Below are 13,607 nucleotides of genomic sequence, written 5' to 3' on the forward strand. Positions count from 1 at the left end.
CCATGGGCCCGGGCGGGGACCGTATGAAACTGCTCGGGCGAGATCGGCGTGAGGGTTGCGGTTTTGCGGTCGCCTCGGCGCATCCACGACCCTCCAGCCGATCTCGCCCGAGCAGCGTGACGCATACCTGTCCCGACACCGGGGAGTGAACACTTTCTCAAATCTGCCTGGTCCGCGCGACGAGCGGTGCTACACACGACGCAGAGGACCGAAGGAGTGAGCTGTGTTCGATCTGTTGATCACCGGCGGAACAGTTGTCGACGGCACCGGCGCGGACCGGTTCACCGCCGACGTGGCAGTCAAGGACGGACGCATCGTCGAGGTGCGCCGCCGTGGCCCGGGCGACCCGCCACTGGCCGCCGAAGCCGCCGAGACCATCGAGGCGACCGGCAAGATCGTCGCGCCCGGCTTCGTCGACATCCACACCCACTATGACGGACAGGTCAGCTGGGACGATGTGCTCGAACCGTCCAGCAGCCACGGTGTGACGACCGTCGTCGCGGGCAACTGCGGGGTGGGTTTCGCCCCGGTGCGGCCCGGTCAGGAACAGTGGCTGATCGAGCTCATGGAGGGCGTCGAGGACATTCCCGGCACCGCGCTCACCGAGGGCATCACCTGGGGCTGGGAGACCTACGCCGAGTATCTCGATGTCATCGGACGACGTGAGCTCGCCGTGGACATGGGCAGCCAGATCGCGCACGGGACGGTGCGGGCCTACGCGATGGGCGAGCGCGGAGCCCGCAACGAACCGGCCACAGCCGAGGACATCGCCGCGATGAGCCGCATCGTCCGGGAGGCCATCGAGGCCGGGGCGCTGGGCTTTTCGTCGTCGCGGACGCTGGCGCACCGGGCCATGGACGGTGAACCGGTGCCGGGAACCTTCGCCGCCGAGGACGAACTGTTCGCCCTCGGCCGGGCCACCGCGGCCGGCGGCGGTGCGGTCTTCGAACTGGCCCCGCAGGGGGCCGCCGGTGAGGACATCGTCGCCCCGCGCAGGGAGCTGGAGTGGATGCGCAGGCTGGGCGAGGAGATCGACTGTGCGCTGAGCTTCGCGCTCATCCAGGTCGACGCCGACCCCCAGCTGTGGCGCGAGCAGCTCGACCTGTCGGCCGCCGCGCATCAGGCGGGCAGCCGGTTGTATCCGCAGGTGGCGGCCCGCCCGTTCGGCATGCTGCTGGGCTTTCCCGGTCACCACGCCTTCACCCACCGCCCCACCTACCGCGCGTTGAAGGCATCGTGCAGCCGCGAGGAACTGGCGGCCCGGCTGGCCGAACCGGCTGTGCGGCAGGCCATCCTGTCCGAAGAGGATCTGCCGATCGACCCGAACGTGCTGTTCGACGGGATGTTCGCGCTGGCGCAGTACTCCGGGGACCGGTTGTATTCGCTGGGTGAACCGCCCGACTACGAGCCCACCCGCGACAAGACGGTGGCCGCCATCGCCGCCGACCGCGGCCAAGATGTGCTGGCGGCCATGTACGACCTGATGCTGGAGGCCGATGCGTCCAACATGCTGATGCTGCCGATGTTCAACTACGCCGACGGTAATCACGATGCCATCCGGGAGATGATGACCCATCCCGCCGGGGTGCTGGGACTCTCCGACGGTGGCGCGCACTGCAGCATGATCTGCGATGCGTCCTATCCGACCTTCCTGCTGACGCATTGGGCGCGCGATCGACACCGCGGCGAGAAGCTGCCGCTGGAGTACGTTGTTCGCAAACAGTCCCATGACACCGCGCAGCTGTTCGGGCTCACCGACCGCGGCGTGATCCAGACCGGAAAGAAGGCCGATATCAACGTGATCGACCTCGACGCACTGACGCTGCACGCACCGCGGATGGCCTTCGACCTGCCCGCCGGCGGGCATCGGCTGGTCCAGGGCGCGTCGGGCTACACCGCGACGATCGTCAACGGGGTGGTCACCCGACGCGACGGGGTGGACACCGGCAAGCGGCCCGGCCGGCTGCTGCGCGGGACCCGCTGATGCGCACGCCGCTGATCGTCGCCGCGCTGGCGTTCGCGACGGTCGTCCCGGCCGCCGGTGCCGATGTGCCGAGCCCGCTGCTACCGCTGGTGGACGCCGCCGCGCAGCGGCTGCAGACCGCCGACCCCGTCGCTGCGTCCAAATACCTGACCGGCGGTGCAATCTCGGACCCACCGCGCGAACAGCAGGTCCTCGACGGTGTCGCCGCCGCCGCGCAGGGGCAGGGGATCGATCCCGGCTATGTGCGCGAGGTCTTCCGCGACCAGATCGACGCCTCGGTCTCGTTGCAGCACAGCCTGTTCGCATACTGGAAGATCGACCCAGCGGCCGCGCCCGTCACCGCCCCCGACCTCGCGGACACCCGCGCGACGATCGACACGCTGAACCAGACCATGGTCGCCGAGATCGGGCACCGGTGGCAGGAACTGCACACCCCGTCGTGTCCGGTCGAAGTGGCGGCCGCGGTCGACGAGGCCGCACGCAACCGCGGGCTGGACCCGGTGTTCCGGCGCGCATTGGAGTACGCGACACATGACTACTGCCGCTGAATTCAGCGTGCGCTGTTGATGTCGTTCTTCAGCGCCTCGGCCTCGGTCCCGAACACGGCCTGCACGTTGTTGCCGACCTCGATGACACCGGCCGCGCCGAGACTCTTCAACCGAGCCTGATCCACCTTCGAAGGATCGGCGACCTCCATCCGCAGGCGCGTGATGCAGGCGTCGACGTTGACCAGGTTGTCCCGGCCGCCGAATGCGGCGATGACCTGCTCGGTACGCGATGCCGCAGCGCCGGGAGCGGAATCCGAACCGGTGCCGGCGACCACCGCGGTGGAAGACCCGGTGCCCGCACCGACATTGGCGGCCTCCTCGGCCACGAACTCCTCCTCGGGCTCGCGACCCGGCGTGCGCAGATTCCACCGGGTGATGGCGAACCGGAACAACAGGTAGTACACGACGAAAAACACCAGGCCCATACCCACCAACAGCGGGATGTTCTTGGCCGCCGGGGCACCGCCGTAGAGCAGCAGATCGATCAGGCCCGCCGAGAACGAGAAGCCGAGATGGATGTCCAGGGCGTAGGCGATCGCCAGCGACAGACCGGTCAGCACCGCGTGGATGACGTACAGCGGGAACGCGACGAACATGAACGCGAACTCGAGCGGTTCGGTGACGCCGGTGAGAAACGCCGTCAGCGCCGCCGCGGACAGGATGCCGACGGCGACCTTGCGCTGCTTCTTGTCGGCGACATGGATCATCGCCAGTGCCGCGGCGGGCAGACCGAACATCAGGATCGGGTAGAAACCTGCCGTCAGGTGCCCGCCGGTGGGATCGCCCGCGGCGAAGCGGGTGAGTTCGCCGGTGACGACACCGTTGGGGGTGTCGTAATCGCCGTAGAGGAACCAGATGTAGGAGTTCGGGATGTGGTGCAGGCCCACCGGAATGAGCATCCGGTTGGCGAACCCGTACACGAACGCACCGATCGCACCGGAGCCGCCGATGAACTGGCCCAGACTGGTCAGCCCGGAGTCGAAGAGCGGATAGAAGTAGCTCATCGCGAACGCCACGAAGAGGCTGGCCAGCGACACCACGATCGGGACGAAGCGGCGGCCGCCGAAGAAGCCGAGATACGAGGGCAATTCGATGGTGTGGTACTTGTCGAACAGCCAGGCGGTCAACAGGCCGATGACGATGCCGCCGAACACGCTGTAGTTGATCTGGGCCTGTTCGCCGGCCTTGTCGAGCACACCGGCGAGGACGAACGGCGACATGGTCTCGAAGACTTTGTCCATCACCAGATAGCCCACCACGGCGGCCAACGCCGTCGATCCGTCGGCCTTCTTGGCGAAACCGATCGCGACACCGACGGCGAACAACAACGCCAGATTGTCGAACAATGCGCCGCCGGCCGCACTCATGGCCTGGAAGAACGGCCCGATGACCGGCGCGTCGATGCGGCCCAGCAGATCCGGCTGGCCCAGCCGCAACAGGATGCCCGCCGCGGGGAGCACGGCGATCGGCAGCATCAGGCTCTTGCCGAGCCGCTGAAGTTGTGCGAACCCCGGGACGCGGGGACTGTTCTGCGGTTTGGTCGACCCACCCATTCGCGGCAGCTTAGCCCCAGAGACCGCAATCCACGGCCGTGTTCGGCAACGCCCGAGGTGTGCCGCTCGTAGTGTTGCAGCCATGACGACAAACGTGCTGGCGCCGGTGACGGGACGCGCCGTCGCCCTGGCCGATGTGCCCGATCCGGTGTTCTCCCAAGGCATGGTCGGTGTCGGTGCCGCGATCGACCCGCCGCACGAGGTCGTCGACGCCGTCGCGCCGGTGTCGGGCAAGCTGCTCAAGCTCATGCCGCACGCCTTCATCGTGTTGACCCCGGACAACGTCGGCGTGCTGGTGCATCTGGGCCTGGACACCGTGGCGCTCAACGGCGAGGGTTTCACCGCCGTGCTGCAGGAGGGTGTGCAGGTCACCGCCGGTGAGGTCGTCATCACATACGACATCCCGGCGGTGGTGGCCAAGGGGCTCAACCCGATCGTGCCCGTGGTGATCATGGACGAGCGCGAACCGGGCAATATCGCGGTGACCCCGCCGCTGGGGGCCCACCTGACAGCCGGGGCCGGACTGTTCGTGGCGAACAGCTGATGGAGGTCGTCATCCTGCCCGACGCCGCCGCGATAGGCAGCGTCGCCGCCGACGCCATCGGTGCGCTGCTGGATCGCAAGCCTGATGCCGTGCTCGGGTTGGCCACCGGGTCCTCACCGCTGTCCATCTATGACGAACTGGTCACCCGCCATGCCGCGGGTGGGCTGTCGTTCGGGCAGGTCCGCGGGTTCACCCTCGACGAATACGTCGGTCTGCCCGTCGACCACCCCGAGCGCTACCGCAACGTCATCGACACCGTCTTCGTCGACCGGGTGGACTTCGCCGACGGTGCCGTGCAGGGACCCGACGGACTGGCCGAGAACATCCCGGCGGCCTGCGCGGCATACGAGGCGGCCATTGCCGGCGCGGGGGGAGTGGACCTGCAGATCCTCGGGATCGGCACCGACGGGCACATCGGGTTCAACGAACCCGGTTCCTCGCTGGCCTCGCGCACCCGGATCAAGACGCTGACCGAACAGACCCGCCGTGACAACGCCCGCTTCTTCGGCGACGATATCGATGCCGTGCCCACCCACTGCCTGACCCAGGGGCTGGGCACCATTCTCGAGGCGCGGCACATCGTGCTGGTGGCCATCGGGCGGAGCAAGGCAGAGGCCGTGCACCACCTGGTGGAGGGTGCGGTCAGCGCTATGTGGCCGGCCACCGTCCTGCAGCATCATCCGCACGTGACGGTGCTGCTCGACGATGGTGCCGCCCGCCGGCTGCAGCTCGCCGAGTATTACCGCGAGACCTACCGGTCCAAGCCCGACTGGCAGGGCATCTGAGTGCTGCTGGTCGCCGACACCCTGCTGACCGGTGCGCAACTTCTGCGCCCGGGGTGGATCGACATCGCCGGGGAGACGGTGCGCGCCACCGGTTCCGGCGAACCGCCCGGCCATCCCGACCGGGTGTTGGGCGCGGTCACCGTGGTGCCCGGGTTTGTCGACACCCACGTCCATGGCGGGGCCGGCGCCAACTTCACCGCAGGCAGTACCGAGCAGACGGCCGCGGCGGTCGGCCTGCACCGCAGGCACGGAAGCACCACGATCGTCGCCTCGCTGGTCACCGCGGCGCCCGATGAACTGCTGCGCCAGGTCGGCGCGCTGGCCGCCGATGTGCGGGCCGGACTGCTCGACGGTATCCACCTGGAAGGGCCGTGGCTTTCCGAGTTGCGTTGCGGTGCACACGAACCCTTATTGATGCGCGATCCGGACGCCAACGAGGTGGCGCGCGTGCTCGACGCCGGGGCGGGCTGCATCCGGATGGTGACGCTGGCCCCGGAACGCCACGGCGCGCTCGCCGCGATCACCCAACTCCGGTCGGCGGGTGTCGTGGTGGCCGTCGGGCACACCGAGGCGACCTATGCGCAGACCCGCGCGGCCATCGACGCAGGCGCGGGAGTCGGAACCCATCTGTTCAACGCGATGCGGCCCATCGACCGCCGCGAGCCCGGCCCGATCATCGCACTGCTGGAGGATGACCGGGTCACCGTCGAGGTCATCACCGACGGGGTGCACGTCGACCCGGCGATTTACCGGCACATCACCAAAAGCGCAGGTCTGCAACGGGTATCGCTGATCACCGATGCGATGGCGGCCACCGGGATGGCCGACGGTTGGTACGAACTGGGTCCGCTGGGGGTGCAGGTGCGCGATGGTGTGGCCCGGGTCGCGGGCACCGAGACCATCGCGGGCAGCACCGCCACGATGGACCGGGTGTTCCGGTTCGCGGTGGCCCACAGCGGGTTGGCGCGCGATGCGGCATTGTGCGCGGCGGTGGCCCAGGCATCGGTGAATCCGGCGTGCGCGTTGGGGCTGCCCGACGCGCGGCTGGTGGCCGGGGCGGCCGCCGATCTGGTGGTGCTCGACGCCGACCTCGCGGTGACCGGTGTGCTGCGGCGCGGCGGTTGGGTACTCGACCCGGCGGGCGGGGATGCATGATGGGGGCATGCCCGAACACCCCGAACTGAATGTGCTGGGCGGCCCGCTGGAACCGTGCGGCAGCGATCCGGTGACCGGTTTCTACCGCGACGGCTGCTGTTCCTCCGGTCCGGAAGACGCAGGGATGCACACCATCTGCGCCGTGGTGACCGCCGAATTCCTGGAACATCAGCGGTCCATCGGCAACGATCTGAGCACCCCCATGCCGCAGTACCGGTTTCCCGGTCTGGTGCCAGGGGATCGCTGGTGCGTGACGGCGGTCAACTGGTTGCGCGCCTACCAGGACGGATTCGCCGCACCGGTGGTGATGGCGTGCACCCATGAGCGCACACTCAGCATCGTGCCGATCGAGGTGCTCGCCGAGCATGCCGTCGATGTGCCCGACGACGCCAGCGATCTCTAGGTGAGGTAGCGGTCGCGCCAACGTTCGAGCCGGTTGCGCGGACGCTGGGCCTCCGACAGCACGGTGCTCATCGGCGTCGCGGTGTCCTTGGCGGCGCGTGAGCCCTCCGGCGCGGGCACGTTCTCCCACCAGATCGGCTGCAGCAGTGCCGAAGTGATGGGGATGGCCTTGTCCACCCGCTTGTGTCCCCACCCGCACGCCCGGTCGATCGAGGCGGTCGACGGCGCCAGGTTCAGCGGCGACAGGGTCGGGGCGAATCGGACGATGTGATCGGAGTAGGGCAGGTTGCGCACCATCTGCAGCTGGATCGCCTGCGCGATCGGGGCGAGCCACAGATGCCGCGGATCCCACTGCGGATGGAAACTGTCGAAGGCCAGATAACAGGCATTGCGGGTGCCGAGGCGGCCGTCGCGGATGCGCTTCCATGCCAGTTCCACCGGCACATTGCTCGCGGTGCCGCCGTCGACGATCGCGCCAACGTCATGGGCGGCCAGCATCTCGTCGAGGATCGGCACCATCGTCGGGTCGCGCGTTTCATGATGCAGCACACCGGGGATGGCCGAGGAGAACGATGCGGCATCGACGACGTTGAGCTCACGGGTCAACGTGTCACCGCCGACGACGATCGCCTTGACCACCCGGGAGTCGATGAACGCGGCCGCCTGCCACATCCGGGCCGCGACCTCCGGGCCCATGCCGATGGGCAGGAACGGCAGTGTGCGCATCCGCAGCACCGCCAGCTCCTGGTGACGGAACTTGGCGGGCAGCGCCGCGAACGGCTGCCTGCGCACGCCGGCCACCACCGCCTCATAGGGGATGCCGAGATCGGACATCCGCATCTGCTCGCCGTCCTCGCGGGTGAACAACCCATGCGCGAACTCGTCGAACCGCAGGGCGAACATGCCGGTGAGTCCGTGCCGTCTGCGCAGCTCCTCGGAGCCGAGGATGGCGCGGTAGGACACCGTCTTGGCCCAGGCCACGTACTCCTCGATGGGCACGGGCAGCGACCGCGACATCACCGCACCGATGATCGACCCGATCGACGAACCGATCATGTAGTCGGGGACCTGGCCGGCCTCCAACAGCCGCTGCATCCCGCCGATGTAGACGAAACCCGCGCCGCCACCGCCGCCGAGGACCGTCACGAACTTCTTGTGTCCGATCTCGGCGTCGAGTTCGCGCTGGGAGAACCGGGCGCCGTGGCGTTCGGTGAGCTCGCTGCGCTGCTCGTCCTGGTCGTCGGACAGGGCGTCGAGGATGTGGCGGGCATCGGTCAGCGCGCGGGTGGCATCGCGGTCCTCGCGCAGCGGGCCGTGCAGGGTGTTGGCCACCCTGGCGCGCCAGTTCGCCAGTTCGGCGCCCACCGAGACGTCGCCCCGGCCCCGCGTGCCGCCGGGGCCTGCGGCACCGGGCTCGAAATCGGACAACTTCGCGAAGTTCAGCAGATAGCGCAACCGGCGCAGCTGCTCGTCGTTGAGAACTCCGGGCGTGGCCAGGTGCAGCCGCACCAGCCGGTTCTCCATCTTCTGCAACACCAGTGACGGGTCATCGGTGGGCAGATCCGCGTCCTGGGCCTCGACGTTCTCCCGCTCCTCGGCCGAGTCGGCGATGGCCTCGGCAACGGGCGCCGGTTCGGGGCCACGCCGGTCGAGGAACGGTATCTGCACGACGTGACTCTAGGCCGAACTGTCGCGTGAACCGACGTAGGCGAACAGTGCCGCGTCGGCGGAGGTGAACCGGTCGGCCTCCTCGCCGCCGTCACAGCGCAGCAGGGCGATGGTCAACCGGTCGCCGGAGCGGGCCACCACCTGCCAGTGCGCGCCGGAATCCTCCCACCTGCGCAGCTCTTCGACATGGTCACGGAACATGTCTCCACCATCGCACCACGGGCGCGGGGATCCGCGTCCAGGTATGTAGCCGACCCCGGATCGGCGCTGTTGGGTAGGCTCGTGCGTCAAATGATCGAGACTGACGAGCCGCTGCCGATCCTGCCGCGCGAGCTGACCGACATCCCCGAAGACGTGCGCGTGGTCGGGCCGCCGCTGACGCCCACCGTCGCGCCGCCATACGGCGTGCGTCTTGTCGATCCCGACGCCGACGCCGAGCTGATCTCGCAGTGGATGAACCTGCCGCACCTTGCCGAGGCCTGGGAGTATGCGTGGCCGCCGGAGCGCTGGCGGGGGTACCTGAAGGCCCAGTTGGCCGGCACGTTCTCCCGTCCGTTTCTGGCCAGCCGCAAGGGCGAGGACATCGGTTACGTCGAGATATACCGGGCAGCAAAGGATTCCATCGCGACGCGATATGCCGCCGACCCGTATGACCTCGGGGTGCACGCGGCGATCGCCGACACCCGACTGGTCAACCGCGGTATCGCGCCGCTGATCTTGCCCAAGCTGATGGCCGATATCTTCGCCCAGGAACCGCAATGCCGGCGGGTGATGTTCGACCCCGACCACCGCAATGCCGGGGCCCGCCGACTGGTGGAGTACGTGGGCTCCACGTTCCTCGGCGAGCACCAGATGTCGAACCGCAGAATGGCCCTGTACGCGTTTCCCCGCACGCCGGAAGATATCCCGGATCTGCGCTGACAGCTCTGCCTTTCGGCTAGTCGGAGGCGGCCATCATCTCGGCGTAGCCGTCGTGGTCGGGTTTCATCGCGGCGGCCACCAGTTCCCAGAGCACCTCATCGGTCCCGCCGCCGACACGGGCGAGCTTCATATCGCGCCACCACCGACCCAACGGTGTCTCGTCGACCAGGTATCCGGTACCCCCGAAGATGTGCATGCACTCGGAGACCACCTCTTCGCCGAGGCGGGCCGCACACACCTTCATCGCGGCGGCGGTGCGCAGATCCAGCTTGCCGCCGGCGGCGATCCCGTTCAACGCGTGCCGCAGCATGTCGACCCGGGCCTGCAGGTCGGCGACCCGCATCCGCAGCGCCTGGTGCTCGTATAGGGTGTGCCCGAACTGGCGGCGACTCATCATGCGTGCCAATGTGATTCCCAGCAGGCGTTGACAGCTACCGGCGATCTGTCCGGCCACCGACATCCGTTCATGTGCCAGACCCCAGGAGATGGCGGCGAGTCCGGTGCCCGCGCGCGCGATCAGCGCATCGGCGGGCACCCAGGTGTCGATGTGCACGGCGGCGGTGTCCAGCGGTCCGGCGCCGACCTTCTTGTACGGCCGTTGAATCTGCACCCCGGGATCGCGCAGTGGGACCGCGACCACCACGACATTGCCGTGCCTGCTGTCGGGATCGCCGTCGATGTTGCGGGCGACCGTCATGACGTAATCAGCGATGGGGGACAGCGAGACGAACTTCTTGATACCGGTCACCTGGAAGCCGTCGCCCACCGACCGTACGGTCGTGCCGACGATCTGAAGGTCGGAGCCGCCCGATTCCTCGGAGGCGCCGACACACAGCACCACCTCACCGCGAATCGCCCGCTCGCAGATGGACTTCAGGTGCGGTGTGCGGCCGAACCGCCGCAGCAATGCGATGGCCGAATCGTGCAGGCTCACCCCGACCGCGATGCCTGCGGACCCCAGCCTGCCGAGTTGCAGTGCCAGCGCGATCACCTTGGCCACATCGGGTTGCGGGTTGTTTCCCCACTTGGCCTCGAAAACACCTTCGCGCCCGAGGTATTCGATGAGCTCTCGGGGGAACGCGTCGGTGCGTTCGGCCTCGGCAGTCCAACGTCGCACCCGGTCGTCGAAGACCCTGTCCAACAGGTGTTCGAACTCGTCGAGTGTCGCGGCCGGTGATTCGTCGATCACGGTCACTGTCCGGCACCTTCCAGATTGCGTTTGACTTCCAGTCGCCGTAGCTTGCCCGAGGACGTTCGCGGCAACGATCCGGGCGCCAGGAAGACGATATCGGCGGGAACCACACCGCATTCGGACGCGATCAGCGACACCATGGCGGTGCGGGCCGCCGGTTCGTCGGCACCCTTGAACTCCGCGGCGATCACCAGACCCGATCTGCTTGCCGGGCCGTCGGTGCCGACGGCGACCACCGCGCCGGCCCGCACACCGTCAACCCGCGCGGCGACATTCTCGATCTCGGTGGGGAAGATGTTGCGTCCGGCGACGGTGATGATCTCCTTGGCGCGTCCGCAGATCACCAGGTCGTCGTCGAGCAGATAGCCGATATCACCTGTCGGGAACCAGCTTTGATCATCCAGAGGCGATTCGCCGAGGTAGCCGTGCATCATCGAGGTGCCACGGATCTGCACCTCGCCGACCTCGCGGTCCGCGACTCCGCCGGAGTACTGCTCGCCGGCCACGATCCGAATTTCCATGCCAGGGATGGCGGGTCCCAGCACGGCGTGGGTGCGCCGGTATCCGCCGTCGTCGGTGACGACCTGGATCTCGTCGACCCGCAGCCCGCGACCAGGGGCGGGAACGGCCACCGCACAGTTGGATTCGGCAAGACCATAGGACGGTGCCAGCACACCGGGGCCGAGTCCGAACCGGGCCATCTCCTCGGCGAAACGCCGGCTGCCCGCACAGTCGACGGCCTCACCGCCGTTGAGCGCGAACCGCAACGCCGAGAAGTCTGCGTCGCTGACCAGGCCGGAGTACTTGCCGATGATGTTGTAGGCCATGTTCGGCGCGGCGGTCAGGGTGGCACCGGATTCGGTGAGCCATTTCAGCCAGCCGAACGGTTGGGCGGAGAACGCCGTGGTGGGGGCCTGCCACAGCTCGGCACCCGCCAGCGCCGTGGTCAGAACGAAGGACAGCCCCATATCGTGATAGAGCGGCAACCAGGAGTGGCCACAGTCGGTTTCGGTGACCCCGACCCTGGCGACCAGCGCCCGCAGGTTGGCCAGCACCGCGGCGGGGGACAGCGCGGCGGTCCGCGGTGTCCCGGTCGAACCGGCCGTGCCCTGCAGCACCGCGATACGGGCATCGCCGACGGCGCCGTGATGGGTGTGGGAGCGCTGCGCGTGCGCGACGGCGCCAATGTCATGCACGGCGATGTGGCTGTCGGCCGCGCTCAGCTCGCGCAGCGGGGCGCCGTGGCTGAAGACGGTGCGCACTCCGATACCGGCGAATCGGTCCAAAGTGGCTCGCGCCCAACGTTTCGGGTCGGCGCCGCGGACCGGGCCCGGCAGGATCGACACCGCGGCCCCGGCCAGGAATGCTCCCGGGATGGCCGAGATGAACTCGACGGTGGGATCGCCGACCAGTCCGACCGCGGGTACCTCGTCGTCACAGATCCGGGCGGCCACGTTCTCGGCGCGCGCGTGGATCTCACCCCAGGGGTGGCGGTTCCAGGTGCCTGCGGCGGTGTCCAGGACGGCAAGCGCGCGGTCGGTCGAGGTCATCGACTCGCGTAACGCCTGCGCCAGGACCGATGGCACTGCGCTCACGGGTTGGCCTGCGCCGAAGGGATTTTCGTCAGGACGACCTTCTCCAGGTCGCCGAGGGTCTCGCAGTTGAGCAGGTCCTCTTCGTCGAGTACCGCGCCGAGACGGTCCTCGATCGCGACCATGCCGACGGCGAACGCGACCGAGTCCATGCCCGCGTCGTCGACCAGCCGCGAGTCCCGGCTGAGCCGGCTGACGTCGATGTTGAGGTCTTCCCGCAGGATTGCCAGGAGCTGGGGATTCACTGCGTCGGACTGTGAGATTTCCATGTCGGGCGACCCTACACCTGAGATTTTACTCAGGGTAGGCTTACCTGATGTGCTGTCCGTCGCGGTGTCATCGTCATCTCGTCACAGCGCGGCCACGGCCATTCCTGCCGCTGCCGCGGCGACGGTGATCAGTAGCGTGCCGAGGGCGTTGAGGGCACCCGCCCAGTATTTGCCGCGCTGCATGAGGCGGATCGTCTCGACGCTGGCGGTGCTGAAGGTGGTGTAGCCGCCGCAGAATCCCACGCCGACAATCAGCTGGAGTTCCCGGGGAACCCCGTGGAACAACACCATGCCGACGATGAACCCGAGCAAGAGCGATCCCGTGACATTGATGAGCACCGTGGCCCAAGGGAATTCCGTGCTGCGCCGATGCCGGACGGCTCCGTCGACGACGAACCGCGACACCGCCCCGAGGCTGCCCGCACACGCCACCCAGAACACCATCATCGGCCCGCCCCCTCGGTCCGGCGGGGCACTCGCGCGCCCACCGCAATCCCGATCACCGTGACCAGTGCACCGACGAGCACGGTGCCCACCGCATAAGACCCGGCAGCCCACCAATCGTTGTGACGCAGCAGCTCATCGGTGTCCACGGCCAGGGTGCTGTACGTGGTGAACGATCCCAGCACACCGGTGCCCACGCACAGCCGCAGCTGTTGGCGCCAACCGGTGTCCGGACCCAGCCGTGTGAGACCTTCCAGCAACACACCGAGCAGGAACGCCCCCGTCACGTTGATGGCGAATGTCGTGACCGGCCATTGGCCGCCAACCTGGGGAAACGCCACCCCGAGGCCGTAGCGTGCCGGGGCACCCAGCAAGCCGCCCAGGGCCACCGCGGCGATCGCCGACGGACGCACGTGCAAGGGACTCTGGGAGGGCTCGACGGCATCGGGGTCGACCGATGAAGCGGCAGTCGGATCGTTGTGATCGGCCATGGGTGTACTCCTTCCTAGGGGAAAGGAGCCATCAGCCTCCAGACGAGGCGGTTCAGACA

The 13,607-nt window shown here is 68.2% G+C and carries 15 protein-coding genes; 7 read left to right on the plus strand and 8 right to left on the minus strand.

Annotated elements, in window-relative coordinates:
- The first annotated feature begins 223 nt into the window (after positions 1–223).
- The gene (locus FBY28_RS21500) at positions 224–1,984 is read left to right on the plus strand and encodes an N-acyl-D-amino-acid deacylase family protein (protein WP_141869289.1); all 1,761 of its coding nucleotides are present in this window, start codon (positions 224–226) and stop codon (positions 1,982–1,984) included.
- Positions 1,984–2,532, plus strand: a complete 549-nt coding sequence (locus tag FBY28_RS21505) for a chorismate mutase (protein ID WP_141869290.1) — start codon at positions 1,984–1,986, stop codon at positions 2,530–2,532. Before FBY28_RS21500 ends, FBY28_RS21505 begins: the two co-directional genes overlap by 1 nt.
- A 2-nt stretch (positions 2,533–2,534) precedes the next feature.
- Here FBY28_RS21505 and FBY28_RS21510 read toward each other — a convergent pair whose 3' ends face one another.
- Positions 2,535–4,085 carry a PTS transporter subunit EIIC gene (locus tag FBY28_RS21510; RefSeq protein WP_141869291.1) on the minus strand — a complete coding sequence of 517 codons (1,551 nt, stop codon included), beginning with the start codon at positions 4,083–4,085 and terminating at the stop codon, positions 2,535–2,537.
- Positions 4,086–4,167: 82 nt separating this feature from the next.
- On the opposite strand from FBY28_RS21510, the gene FBY28_RS21515 reads away from it, so the two are divergent.
- From FBY28_RS21515 to FBY28_RS21530, 4 genes are read left to right on the plus strand one after another with little or no spacing between them, the layout of a single operon-like run.
- Complete coding sequence (locus tag FBY28_RS21515; RefSeq protein ID WP_141869292.1) at positions 4,168–4,629, plus strand: PTS sugar transporter subunit IIA; 462 nt, start codon at positions 4,168–4,170, stop codon at positions 4,627–4,629.
- Positions 4,629–5,414, plus strand: coding sequence for a glucosamine-6-phosphate deaminase (nagB, locus tag FBY28_RS21520; RefSeq protein WP_141869293.1), 786 nt, complete (start codon positions 4,629–4,631; stop codon positions 5,412–5,414). Before FBY28_RS21515 ends, nagB begins: the two co-directional genes overlap by 1 nt.
- Positions 5,415–6,569, plus strand: a complete 1,155-nt coding sequence (nagA, locus tag FBY28_RS21525) for an N-acetylglucosamine-6-phosphate deacetylase (protein ID WP_141869294.1) — start codon at positions 5,415–5,417, stop codon at positions 6,567–6,569. It begins immediately after the preceding gene.
- Positions 6,570–6,576: 7 nt separating this feature from the next.
- Positions 6,577–6,972 carry a DUF2237 family protein gene (locus FBY28_RS21530; RefSeq protein WP_019514492.1) on the plus strand — a complete coding sequence of 132 codons (396 nt, stop codon included), beginning with the start codon at positions 6,577–6,579 and terminating at the stop codon, positions 6,970–6,972.
- Here the strand turns inward: FBY28_RS21530 and FBY28_RS21535 are convergent.
- Positions 6,969–8,639 (minus strand): patatin-like phospholipase family protein, encoded by a 1,671-nt coding sequence (locus FBY28_RS21535; RefSeq protein WP_141869295.1) that lies wholly within the window; start codon positions 8,637–8,639, stop codon positions 6,969–6,971. The genes FBY28_RS21530 and FBY28_RS21535 overlap by 4 nt on opposite strands.
- A gap of 9 nt (positions 8,640–8,648) precedes the next feature.
- On the minus strand, positions 8,649–8,840 hold the full coding sequence (locus tag FBY28_RS21540; protein WP_141869296.1) for a hypothetical protein: 192 nt from the start codon (positions 8,838–8,840) through the stop codon (positions 8,649–8,651).
- A 90-nt stretch (positions 8,841–8,930) separates the two neighbouring features.
- Between FBY28_RS21540 and FBY28_RS21545 the strand changes: the two genes are divergently transcribed.
- Positions 8,931–9,560 carry a GNAT family N-acetyltransferase gene (locus FBY28_RS21545; RefSeq protein WP_141869297.1) on the plus strand — a complete coding sequence of 210 codons (630 nt, stop codon included), beginning with the start codon at positions 8,931–8,933 and terminating at the stop codon, positions 9,558–9,560.
- A gap of 16 nt (positions 9,561–9,576) precedes the next feature.
- Here the strand turns inward: FBY28_RS21545 and mbtN are convergent, their stop codons facing one another.
- From mbtN to FBY28_RS21570, 5 genes are all read right to left on the minus strand, one after another.
- The gene (gene mbtN / locus FBY28_RS21550) at positions 9,577–10,755 is read right to left on the minus strand and encodes a mycobactin biosynthesis acyl-ACP dehydrogenase MbtN (protein ID WP_141869298.1); all 1,179 of its coding nucleotides are present in this window, start codon (positions 10,753–10,755) and stop codon (positions 9,577–9,579) included.
- The gene (mbtM, locus tag FBY28_RS21555; RefSeq protein WP_216847883.1) at positions 10,752–12,347 is read right to left on the minus strand and encodes a long-chain-fatty acid--ACP ligase MbtM; all 1,596 of its coding nucleotides are present in this window, start codon (positions 12,345–12,347) and stop codon (positions 10,752–10,754) included. The genes mbtN and mbtM overlap by 4 nt, the downstream gene beginning before the upstream one ends.
- Complete coding sequence (locus FBY28_RS21560; RefSeq protein WP_141869299.1) at positions 12,344–12,613, minus strand: acyl carrier protein; 270 nt, start codon at positions 12,611–12,613, stop codon at positions 12,344–12,346. Before FBY28_RS21560 ends, mbtM begins: the two co-directional genes overlap by 4 nt.
- 81 nt (positions 12,614–12,694) lie before the next feature.
- Positions 12,695–13,060 carry a fluoride efflux transporter CrcB gene (crcB, locus tag FBY28_RS21565; protein WP_141869300.1) on the minus strand — a complete coding sequence of 122 codons (366 nt, stop codon included), beginning with the start codon at positions 13,058–13,060 and terminating at the stop codon, positions 12,695–12,697.
- Positions 13,057–13,548, minus strand: a complete 492-nt coding sequence (locus FBY28_RS21570; RefSeq protein WP_141869301.1) for a fluoride efflux transporter FluC — start codon at positions 13,546–13,548, stop codon at positions 13,057–13,059. Before FBY28_RS21570 ends, crcB begins: the two co-directional genes overlap by 4 nt.
- Positions 13,549–13,607 lie beyond the last annotated feature (59 nt).

The sequence above is a fragment of the Arthrobacter sp. SLBN-53 genome, assembly GCF_006715585.1.
GTDB classification, from domain to species: domain Bacteria; phylum Actinomycetota; class Actinomycetes; order Mycobacteriales; family Mycobacteriaceae; genus Mycobacterium; species Mycobacterium neoaurum_A.